This window comes from Thermodesulfatator autotrophicus (genome assembly GCF_001642325.1).
GTDB lineage: Bacteria > Desulfobacterota > Thermodesulfobacteria > Thermodesulfobacteriales > Thermodesulfatatoraceae > Thermodesulfatator > Thermodesulfatator autotrophicus.
The window spans coordinates 1-10132 of record NZ_LSFI01000051.1 but is presented as its reverse complement, the minus strand read 5'-3'; the positions used below and the strand labels follow the sequence as shown (position 1 = coordinate 10132).

The window sequence follows — 10132 nt, the reverse complement described above, 5'->3', positions numbered from 1 at the left end:
TTTCGGACACAATTACTGAAATACTACCTAATAGAAACTCATTGGTAAAAGCAATAAAAATTTTTTATTGACTTTTTCAAAAAAAACTGACAAAAAGATTTTGTAGATAGGGATGGGGTCTTGTAAAACTATTAAAGGAGGTAGATATGAGAAAAACAGGGAAGTTTATAATGTTATTTATTTTCAGTTTTTTGTGCTTAACTTCTTTGGTTTTTGCTTCTAGCTATACAGATAATATAGATCCAGCGGAAGCTCTAAAAAGAGTGGTAGAAGGCAATAATCAATTTGTGAAAAGTCACAATTATAATTACTTTGAACCATATCAGACTTCTCAGCATCCTTTTATAACAATGATAACATGTTCCGATGCTAGAGTTCACAGTAATGTACTTTTAAATGACCCAATAGATAAAATTTTTGTTATAAGAAATATCGGTAATCAATTAGTTGTTTCTAAGGGATCTATAGATTACGGAATTCTTCATTTACATACTCCTATTCTTTTGATATTTGGACATACTCATTGTGGAGCTGTTAAGGCGGCTATGGGAGATTATAGTAATGAAACAGAAGGTATTAGAAATGAGCTTGATCATCTTCATCTTCCATTATCAAAGGATGATAAAAAAGGAAGTTTAGAATCAAGGTGGTTAAAAAATGTAGAAAATAATGTAGACTGGCAAGTAATGCAGGCAATGGCATTTTATCCTGATCTTGTAAATCGTGGGAAATTAGTAGTAGTAGGAGCAGTATATGATTTCATAAATGCTTATGGAAAGGGCTATGGTAGAATGGTAATAATTAATATTAATGGAGAAAAATCTCCAGAAAAGATAAAAAATCATCCTGTAGTAAAGAAACTTTCTAAAGAATTAAAAAACTTAATTATTAGAAGCTACCATTAAGTTAGAACTTTATAGACAATCATTAAGATCCCATCCCTTATTGGGAATAATTTTGAGCAGATAATAAATAATCAATAGTATCTGCTGGTATTTCTATACTTAGGGCAGCTATTATATCTCCTTGTTTTAAATTAATTGCTTTGTCATTAGGATAAAGATTCTTTATCTTGACCTGATATGAAAACGGAATTTCGTAATTATTTCCATGACACTTTAAACAATCTTTTTTAACATAAATTGGTATTAAATATCTATATATAGTTTTATCCTTATTTTTTTGGACTATTAATACGGGTTTTATTTTTTGTTTTTTTTCAAGGTTTTCTTGATAGGAAATTAATATTTTTTGACTAATTTTATCAGCATAGTGACTAGGATTACGATAGTTTATAGATACTAAATGGACTTTGGTATTCCAGTCATGTAAGTACTCTCTTATGTCAAAAGTCAACCATCTGTTTAATTCATGAAAAAATAGCCGAGCTCCTTCAAAACCTTTGCTTTCTATTAAAGTTTTTAAGGTTTCTTTTTCCAATTTTAAATATCGATATTTGAGCCAAAAAGTTATTTCATGAGAAACAACTAAATTTTGAGCCCAGCTAAAATTAATTTGAAGCAATAAAATAACTAAAATGATACTTGATAACTTTTTCATATTTTGGCTCCCAAAATAAATTCTTTAGATACTTTTCGGTAAGAAGGACGTTTTTGTAAAAAAATTATTTTTATATAACAAGGAGATTTGATCAATTATTCTTAATATGAGACACCGAGTTTGACAGTTGGGGAGATGAGTAAAGGTGTAGTGGTACGTCTTTTACCAATCCCTGAAATTCTTTATTTACCAAGGATTTAAAAAATTAAGGTGTCAAAGTTGAGTCATGATTGTTTTGCCATGTCTCTTTCATAGACCCAGGCGGCCCAAACAACCTGGCCGTAAGAGATGGCTCCATCGTTTACGGGGAGTTTCTCCGGCAAATAAACCTTTAGCTCTTCCTTATTAAGAGATTCTACTAAGGCCTCAGTCAAAATTTTGTTCTGAAAGACTCCTCCAGCTAACACTATATTTTTTAGTTTGGTTTTTTGAGAAAGTAATAAAAGTATATCTTTAAAGCCCCGGGCTAAAGATAAATGAAAGGCAAGGGCAAGCTCTTCTCGGGGATATTTATCAAGATTTTTCAGTAAATCTTTGATTAGAGTTCTAGCATCAAGCATAAATCTTTTTTCTTGTAAAATAGGCAGAGAAAAGATAGGCCCTTTTTGGGCCTTTTCAGCCAGGCTTTCAAGAAACATGGGGGCTTCTCCTTCATAGCTTTGTTCAAAGCATAGGCCAAGTAAGGCGGCGCAGGTGTCAAAAAGGCGCCCGGTACTCGTAGTTTTAGGAGAATTAACCCCTCTTTCAAGCATCTTTAACACCAGGGGAACTTTTTCATGGTAGGCCTGAGGGAGCAATTTTTCCGCTATCTTTGAAGTTTCATCTCCGAAAATCTCGTAAAGATAAGCAAGTAGCATGCGCCAGGTTTCACGAGAAGCGGCATCTCCTCCAGGCTGTTTTACCGGTAAAAGATGTCCAAGGCGTTCGTAACGGCCTTTTTCTATTTTAAAGATCTCACCGCCCCATAAGTTGCCATCGTCTCCAAGGCCAAGGCCATCAAGGATAAGAGCGAGAAATGGTGGTTTAAGGCCAAATTCCCCTGCTACCGCGGCGGCGTGAGCCACGTGGTGCTGCACTTTTACCAGAGGCAGCCCTTTTTTTTGGGCTTCTTCCGCGGCAAGCTGGGTGCTTAAATAACCCGGATGTAAATCACAGACAAGGACTTGGGGCTTGACCTCTAATAGATTTTTGAAATGTTTTAAGGTTTTCTTAAAGAAATTGAGGGTTTCAAGGTCTTCAAGGTCTCCTATATGCTGGGAGACAAAGGCTTCTTTTCCACGGGTAATGGTGAAAGTGTTTTTCAAATGGGCCCCAAAAGCAAGTATGGCTTCTGTTTCGTAAGGGAAGGGTAGGGGCTCTGGCACATAGCCACGAGCCCGCCTTATAAGACGGGGTTTTCCCTCTATAACCCTCACTACGGAATCATCTATACCCTGGACGATTTCGCGGTTGTGACAAAGAAATAGGTCAGCGATATCTGAGAGCCTTTGTAAGGCTTTTTCGTTGGTAACACAAAGGGGTTCGCCAGAGAGGTTACCGCTTGTCATTACCAGGGCTAAAAAATTTCCTTCTCGTAGAAGAAGGTGATGGAGAGGAGTGTAAGGTAACATAAGACCAATAAAAGCAAGCCCTGGGGCTATTTCTTCTGCCAGGGAAGAAGGAGTTTTCTTCCTGGCAAGAAGTATGGGGCGTTTAGGCGAAGTAAGGATTTCTTTTTCTTCTTCATTTAAAAAAGCCAGTCTTTCGGCACCTTTAAGGTCTCTTACCATGATGGCAAAAGGCTTTTGCGGCCTCCTTTTACGCTGGCGTAGAAGTTTGACAACTTTTTCGTTAGTGGCATCACAGGCCAGGAGAAAGCCGCCAAGCCCTCGTAAGGCCAGAATCTTTCCCTGGCGAAGAGTCTCTATGGCATAACTTAAAGGGTCTTCGGTGTCTATCTTCTGGCCGTTTTTATCAACCAGCCAGATATTAGGGCCGCATTTAGGGCAGGCGTTTGGCTCGGCGTGAAAACGCCTATCTTCCGGGTTCTGATACTCAGCCAGGCACTCCGGGCACATGGGAAACACGCGCATGGTAGTCTTTTCGCGGTCATACGGTAAATCAAAGATTACGCTAAACCTTGGGCCGCAGTCTGTACAATTAATAAAAGGATAGCGATAACGGCGATCTTGTGGGTCAAAAAGCTCGGCCAGACAGGCCTCGCAGGTGGCTACATCTGCTGGGATTTTGGCCTGTTTATGGCCGGCTTCACTTTCAAGAACATTAAAGCCTTCAGGGGGAGTACCGTTTAAAGGTCTAGTGATAATTTCTTCCAGCCGGGCAAGGGGTGGAGTTTCCTCCTGGAGGCCTTTAAGGAAGGCCTCCAGCTGACTTTTGTTGCCCCAGACCTTTATAAGGACACCTTCTCCGGTGTTACGAATATGGCCTGCAATATTTAAGCTTTTGGCCAGTCTGTAAACAAAGGGCCTGAAACCTACGCCCTGAACCACACCTTTTACGATGATACTAAGGCCCTGAGTGTGTCCAGCCACAGGGATATTCCCTCACCGGTCTTAGCAGAGACCGGAATAATTTTAAGGTTTGGATTTACCTTACGGGCAAGCCTCATGGCCTCTTCCAGGTCAAAATCAAAGTAAGGCAAAAGGTCTATTTTAGTAATGAGAAAAACATGTGCTTTATAAAAAGCTGCTGGATACTTGGCCGGCTTATCTGAACCTTCTGGCACAGATACCAGGACTACCCGTAAGTGTTCTCCCAGGTCAAAAGAAGAAGGGCAAAGGAGATTACCGACGTTTTCAATAAAAAGAAGCTTGAAATTGTTTTCTTCAAGCTGGTGATAGGCCCGATGTACCATGCGAGCGTCAAGGTGACAGGCCCCCCCGGTGGTTACCTGTACTGCCGGAACGCCTTTCTGGCGGATACGTTCAGCGTCACGTTCGGTTTCAGGGTCTCCCTCAATAACTGCCAGGGGAATTTCTTTTCCCAGGGCGTCTATAGTGGCCTCAAGGAGGGTGGTTTTTCCAGACCCAGGTGAACTGATTAAGTTTACAGCTTTTATGCCCTTGCCTTCAAAATGGGTTCGGTTCTTCTGGGCTATGAGGTCATTTTCAGCAAGGATTTGTTTTTCCAAGGTTATTTCCTGGCTTCTTTGGTTGCAACCACAGTGATCACACATGTTTAATCCTCCACTAAAAGTTCAAGTTTGGCGATTTCAAGCTCATCGCCACCAGAATAAGTTATTTCTTCTTTTTGACACCGTGGGCAGGATCTCTGGTAAAGTTCTTTAAATTCTTCTCCGCAATTAAGGCATTTTTTTAAAGCAGGAACTCGCTCAAGTTTCAAGGTAGTTTCCCTGAAAAGGGGGTGTTCTTTTTTATACACTTCAAAAGCAAAGTTAAAGGCTTCTTCTTCCACGCCAGAGAATTCTCCCACTCTCACCGTTATAGAAACTACTTTTTGGGCCTTCTGGGCCCTTATCATTTCTTCTATTTGAGTGCACATGGCAATTACAAGAGAAGTTTCATGCATGACCTTGTTCTATAACTTTTAAAAGACGCCAGGTCTCTTCAGCTTCTTCAGGAGACATTTTTTGAATGGCAAATCCTACGTGGACAATTACATAGTCACCAACTTTTATTTCGTCTTCAGGAAGCAATTGAAGATTGACTTCTCGTTTTACACCTTCGGCTTCAGCCAGGCCGACGGGATAATTTATTTCTATAAGCTTCATGGGCACGCCTAAACACATGATTCTTTTCCCTTTTTCTGAATATTGGGTTCGTATTCCATTAAATCACTGATAATCTTTTCGGCAACTGAGGGGAGAACTTTCTTTAAAGTGGGGCTTAACTCAGTGCCAAGCTCCATGTTTTCAGGCACTACAGCATAGGCCCTGAAGATTTTGGGTTTTATATGATGAAGTCTGGCCAGACCCAAGGCATCTTTAACTCCAAACTGGTGCACCGAGGCAAAATGTTGACCACCTAAATTTTCTATTTCTTCCCATGAAAACACCTTTAGAGTTCCAGGGGGACTGTCAGATAAATAAACGTCTATAATGAAAACGGTATCTTTTTCACGCATAAGATTTATCAGGGAAAGCCCAGCACAGCCGCCATCTATTAAACTAACGTTTTCAGGAAAAGAGAAATTTTTTTCTAAATAGCGAAGTAAATGGACTCCAAAGCCTTCGTCTTTAAATAGGATGTTACCCAATCCTATTACAGTAGCATTCATGACACACTAAACCCTATTGTGTAATAATAATTAAGATTATAGCTTAAACATATCATAATTAACTTTACTTTTTTTAAAGTTTAACCTATAAAATAACGAAAGAATAGTTAGTAATTAACGAAATACAACTGAAGATAATGATCAAAATGATTTATTCTGGTGAATCCTAATCTTAATTTAGGAGGTTAACATGAATCGGTTCTTATCAAACGATCTTTTAAAACTAAGGAGGAGAGATTTTTTAAAGGCTGCCACTATTGCTACGGCGGCCATGGGGCTTCCGTCTTCTATGATTTCCAAAGTGGAGGCTGCCCTTAAGTCTCCAGAGAGGCCACCGGTAGTATGGCTCCACTTTGTAGAATGTACTGGTTGCACAGAGTCTCTTTTGCGGACTTCGCATCCAGATGTGGCAAGCCTCATACTGGATTTAATTTCTCTTGAGTATCACGAGACCCTTATGGCCGCAGCAGGGCACCAAGCGGAAGAAAATCTGGAAAAGGCCCTTGAGAAGTATAGCGGCAAGCTTATTTGTGTAGTTGAAGGTGGTATAAGCCTTAAAGACAAAGGGGTTTACTGTAAGATTGCTGGTCACACCACCCCCGAAATCATGAAAAAGGTGGCCAAACACTCCATCATGATTATCGCTTATGGTGCTTGCGCTGCTTTCGGAGGGGTGGCGGCGGCAGCTCCTAATCCTACCGGAGTAGTTGGTGTTTCTGATGTAGTTAAAGACAAGCCAATAATTAATGTGCCCGGTTGTCCTCCAAATGGTTATAATCTTTTAGCTACTATTGCTTATATCCTCACCTTCAATAAGCTTCCAGAAGTTGATCATCTTAAGCGGCCTAAGTTCGCTTACGGTCGCAAGATTCATGATCACTGCGAGCGTAGGCCCCACTTTGATGAAGGTCGTTTTGTGGAACAATTTGGCGATGAGGGGCACAAAAAGGGTTATTGTCTTTATAAAGTTGGCTGCAAAGGGCCAGTTACTTATTCCAACTGTCCAGTAATCCGTTTTTGTGATGCCGGTGTTTGGCCGGTTTCTGCTGGCCACGGTTGCATTGGCTGTACTGAGCCTAACTTCTGGGATACCATGATTCCTTTTTACGAGCATGTACCTGGCACAGAAGTACCCTCTGGTGTGGGTATTGTTGGTCAGGCCGAGCGAGTTGGTAAATTTGCCCTTGGTGCTGCCGCCGCTGGCATTGCTGTTCATGCCGCGGCCGGTGTAGTTAAAAAAGTAGTAACAAAAGAAAAAGAGGAGGAATAAAGTATGGCCCACAAAGTAACCATTGACCCGGTAACCAGAATTGAAGGCCATTTACGTATTGATATAGAGGTAGATGGCGGCCAGATTACCAATGCCTGGTCTTCTGGCCAGATGTGGCGGGGTATAGAACTTATAGTTAAAGGGAAGGACCCAAAAGATGCATGGGCCTTTGTTCAGAGGATTTGTGGAGTGTGTACTACAGTGCACGCTCTGGCTTCAATAAGAGCAGTTGAAGATGCCCTTAATCTGGAAATTCCTATAAATGCGCAATATGTACGCAATATTATTATTGCGGCCCATGCCTTACATGACCATATCGTGCATTTCTATCACCTCTCTGCTCTTGACTGGGTAGATGTAGTCTCTGCCCTTGAGGCTGACCCTAAAAAAGCCGCTGACCTGGCCCAGAGCATTTCTCCCTGGCCTGGTAACAATGTCAATCGTTTTCGCGAGGTTCAGGAAAAGCTCAAGGCCTTTGTGGCCAGTGGTCAGCTAGGGCCTTTTGAAAACGGCTACTGGGGCCACCCAGCTATGAAGCTTCCGCCAGAAGCTAACTTAATGGCGGTTTCTCATTACCTTGAAGCCCTTGAGTACCAATATAAGGCTAATCAGATTGTAGCTATTTTTGGCGGTAAAAGTCCACACATTCAAACACCAGTAGTAGGTGGGGTGGCATTGGCTATTAACCCTGATAACGAAGCTACCCTTAATATGGAAAGGATTCTTTTTGCCAAAAAGCTCTTTAAGGAAGTGAAGAAATTTGTGCATCAGGTATATCTCCCAGATGTAATAGCTGTGGGAGCTCTTTATAAAGATTGGCTACAATATGGCGCTGGAGTGAAAAACTATCTGGCTGTACCAGATCTTCCTCTTGATACTAAAGGTGAGACTTTTGATCTTCCTGGTGGAACTATCTTTAACGGTAACTTAGCTGGTGTAACGCCGATTAAGAGCTTTAAGGATCCTTATTTCCGTGAAAACGTAGCCGAGTGTATCGCCCATTCCTGGTATGAAGGCGACTGGACCAAACATCCCTGGGAAGAAGAGACTGTTCCTTATTACACAGACTTTCAACCGGATGGTAAATATTCCTGGTCTAAGGCTCCTCGTTTTAAAGGCGAAGTTATGCAGGTTGGGCCTTTAGCCCAGGTGCTTGTTGGTTACGCTTTAGGACATGAGCTTACCAGGAAGTGGGTTGATTATGCGGTGGGTAAACTTTCGTCTATTGTAGGAGGCCCGGTACCACTTGATGCTTTACATTCTACTCCTGGAAGACACCTGGCCCGGGCTATTAGAGCTGCTATGTTAGCAGAGCTTGGTCCAAAGCACCTTGATCTTTTAACCCAGAATATTGGCCGTGGTGACCTTGAGGTTTACAATCCACCTAAATTTCCCAAAGGAGTGATAAAGGGTGTAGGCTTTCATGAAGCTCCTCGCGGGACTCTTTCTCACTGGGTGGTAATCCGTGATGGTCGTATTGAAAACTATCAGTGTGTAGTGCCTTCTACCTGGAATATGAGCCCTCGTGATGATAAGGGTCAGATGGGGCCCTATGAGGCTTCACTGGTGGGCAATCCTGTAGCAGATCCTGAGAAGCCGCTTGAGGCTTTGCGGACTATTCATTCTTTTGACCCCTGTATCGCTTGTGCCGTGCACGTTCTTAATCCTGAAAGGAAAGAGATTATTAAGGTAAAAGCGTTATAAAATTGGGGGCCGGGCTCCCGGCCCTTTAGGATAAGGAGGTAAATATGGGCGGCTATAGACGCGTCAAAGTTTGGAGCGTTTTAATGAGATTGTATCACTGGGCTTTTGCCCTCTCTATAGTAACCCTTTGCATTACTGGCTACTATATTAGAGATCCATTTGTTCTAGGTGTATGGGAAGGAATTGATACCAATTTTATTATGGCGGAAATGCGCTACATTCACTTCCTTGCTGGCTATATTTTTATAGCCGCGGTAATGGTTAGAATGTACCTATTTATTTTTGGGAACCGTTTTGAACGCTTTACTGATTTTATTCCAGTAACCCCCCGTAATATCAGAGGATTATTTATCACCATTAAGCACTATCTTTATCTCACTGATGAGCACGTTGGTCATGGGGGGCATAACCCACTGGCTGGCACCGCCTATATGGGCATGATTTTCCTAGGGCTCATTATGATCCTAACCGGCCTTTATCTGCTTTATCCCGAAAACGATACAATTTTTGCTATAGGAACGGCTATTTTTGGTAATCAGCAGGTGGCTCGTTTGTGGCATTACTTTTTGTTCTGGATTTTTGCCGTATTCTGTATGGTTCATGTCTATCTGGTGGTTTGGAATGATATATTTGGAGATGAAGGTATTATTTCAAGTATTTTTTCGGGACGTAAATTCCTTAAAGACCATCACTAAAGATTAGTTATAGCTATTAAACGGGGGCACGTACGTGCCCCTTCTATTTTTGGTATCTCCCATCTTCCAGCTTTTCTAAATCTTCGCGATAGTTAATGTTATAAAAACTTAGTCCCTGAGGGTCCCACTTACGCCAAATCGTTGCTTCTATTACTAGAGCTTTAGAACCTTTTAAAAAGTCTTTTAAGGAATGGGCTCTAATTCTTTTTAATGAAGCCCTAAAAAGGCCGGGAAAAGGTAAAATTTTTCCTGTCTCAGTTTTAAATACAGCTATTTCACAACTTTTATCAAACATAGATAATAGTCCTTTTAACAACTCTTTTTGGAGTAAAGGTTGGTCACAGCTGGAAACTAAAAGGATTTTATCTTCATCTAATTCTTCGAGAATTTGTCTTACCGCTACGGCTGGGCCTGCTCCTGGCATCTTGTCTTCTATAATTTGGGCTACGGCAAGGCCAAAATTTTTTTTCTTTTTTACAGAAAGCCATATTTCAGAGGTAAAAGGTTTAAGAGCCTCATAAACCCATTGGATTAAAGACTTTTCTCGCAAAAGGGCTTCACATTTTCCGCCCCCGAAGCGTATAGCTTCTCCACCCGCAAGAATTAAACCAATCGGTTTTCTTTTTTCCATATTTTTTCCTCAAAATATCACAGAATGTTAATGAAA

The 10132-nt window shown here is 41.3% G+C and carries 11 protein-coding genes; 4 read left to right on the top strand and 7 right to left on the bottom strand.

The annotated features are described in order from the left end of the window. The first annotated feature begins 146 nt into the window (after positions 1–146). Positions 147–905, top strand: a complete 759-nt coding sequence (locus TH606_RS09805; protein ID WP_068543456.1) for a carbonic anhydrase — start codon at positions 147–149, stop codon at positions 903–905. Between the two features lie 37 nt (positions 906–942). Here the strand turns inward: TH606_RS09805 and TH606_RS09800 are convergent, their stop codons facing one another. The 6 genes from TH606_RS09800 to TH606_RS09775 all read right to left on the bottom strand — a co-directional run bounded on the left by TH606_RS09800 (position 943) and on the right by TH606_RS09775 (position 5796). Continuing rightward, complete coding sequence (locus tag TH606_RS09800; RefSeq protein WP_068543453.1) at positions 943–1560, bottom strand: Tll0287-like domain-containing protein; 618 nt, start codon at positions 1558–1560, stop codon at positions 943–945. Between the two features lie 224 nt (positions 1561–1784). Next, entirely contained in the window at positions 1785–4091 is a 2307-nt protein-coding gene (gene hypF, locus TH606_RS09795; RefSeq protein ID WP_068543449.1) for a carbamoyltransferase HypF, read from the bottom strand. Next, positions 4055–4735: a hydrogenase nickel incorporation protein HypB gene (gene hypB / locus TH606_RS09790; RefSeq protein WP_068543446.1), complete on the bottom strand. Its 681-nt coding sequence runs from the start codon at positions 4733–4735 to the stop codon at positions 4055–4057. Before hypB ends, hypF begins: the two co-directional genes overlap by 37 nt. Positions 4736–4737: 2 nt before the next feature. Further along, complete coding sequence (locus tag TH606_RS09785; RefSeq protein ID WP_068543443.1) at positions 4738–5088, bottom strand: hydrogenase maturation nickel metallochaperone HypA/HybF; 351 nt, start codon at positions 5086–5088, stop codon at positions 4738–4740. Then, entirely contained in the window at positions 5081–5290 is a 210-nt protein-coding gene (locus tag TH606_RS09780; protein ID WP_231887778.1) for a HypC/HybG/HupF family hydrogenase formation chaperone, read from the bottom strand. Before TH606_RS09780 ends, TH606_RS09785 begins: the two co-directional genes overlap by 8 nt. 8 nt (positions 5291–5298) lie before the next feature. After that, a complete protein-coding gene (locus TH606_RS09775) occupies positions 5299–5796 on the bottom strand; it encodes a HyaD/HybD family hydrogenase maturation endopeptidase (protein WP_068543437.1) in 498 nt (165 codons plus the stop codon). 190 nt (positions 5797–5986) lie between these two features. Between TH606_RS09775 and TH606_RS09770 the strand changes: the two genes are divergently transcribed. From TH606_RS09770 to cybH, 3 genes are read left to right on the top strand one after another with little or no spacing between them, the layout of a single operon-like run. Continuing rightward, complete coding sequence (locus tag TH606_RS09770) at positions 5987–7066, top strand: hydrogenase small subunit (RefSeq protein ID WP_068543435.1); 1080 nt, start codon at positions 5987–5989, stop codon at positions 7064–7066. A gap of 3 nt (positions 7067–7069) precedes the next feature. Further along, on the top strand, positions 7070–8770 hold the full coding sequence (locus tag TH606_RS09765) for a nickel-dependent hydrogenase large subunit (protein ID WP_068543432.1): 1701 nt from the start codon (positions 7070–7072) through the stop codon (positions 8768–8770). A gap of 44 nt (positions 8771–8814) precedes the next feature. Continuing rightward, the gene (gene cybH / locus TH606_RS09760) at positions 8815–9465 is read left to right on the top strand and encodes a Ni/Fe-hydrogenase, b-type cytochrome subunit (protein ID WP_068543430.1); all 651 of its coding nucleotides are present in this window, start codon (positions 8815–8817) and stop codon (positions 9463–9465) included. A gap of 43 nt (positions 9466–9508) precedes the next feature. On the opposite strand, the gene mobA is transcribed toward cybH, so the two are convergent. Further along, positions 9509–10096: a molybdenum cofactor guanylyltransferase gene (gene mobA / locus TH606_RS09755; protein WP_068543427.1), complete on the bottom strand. Its 588-nt coding sequence runs from the start codon at positions 10094–10096 to the stop codon at positions 9509–9511. Between the last annotated feature and the right edge of the window lie 36 nt (positions 10097–10132).

Coding starts and splice junctions, on each gene's coding strand:
- TH606_RS09805 (WP_068543456.1), top strand. CDS start 147: ATGAGAAAAACAGGGAAGTTTATAATGTTATTTATTTTCAGTTTTTTG.
- TH606_RS09800 (WP_068543453.1), bottom strand. CDS start 1,560: ATGAAAAAGTTATCAAGTATCATTTTAGTTATTTTATTGCTTCAAATT.
- hypB (WP_068543446.1), bottom strand. CDS start 4,735: ATGTGTGATCACTGTGGTTGCAACCAAAGAAGCCAGGAAATAACCTTG.
- TH606_RS09785 (WP_068543443.1), bottom strand. CDS start 5,088: ATGCATGAAACTTCTCTTGTAATTGCCATGTGCACTCAAATAGAAGAA.
- TH606_RS09780 (WP_231887778.1), bottom strand. CDS start 5,290: ATGAAGCTTATAGAAATAAATTATCCCGTCGGCCTGGCTGAAGCCGAA.
- TH606_RS09775 (WP_068543437.1), bottom strand. CDS start 5,796: ATGAATGCTACTGTAATAGGATTGGGTAACATCCTATTTAAAGACGAA.
- TH606_RS09770 (WP_068543435.1), top strand. CDS start 5,987: ATGAATCGGTTCTTATCAAACGATCTTTTAAAACTAAGGAGGAGAGAT.
- TH606_RS09765 (WP_068543432.1), top strand. CDS start 7,070: ATGGCCCACAAAGTAACCATTGACCCGGTAACCAGAATTGAAGGCCAT.
- cybH (WP_068543430.1), top strand. CDS start 8,815: ATGGGCGGCTATAGACGCGTCAAAGTTTGGAGCGTTTTAATGAGATTG.
- mobA (WP_068543427.1), bottom strand. CDS start 10,096: ATGGAAAAAAGAAAACCGATTGGTTTAATTCTTGCGGGTGGAGAAGCT.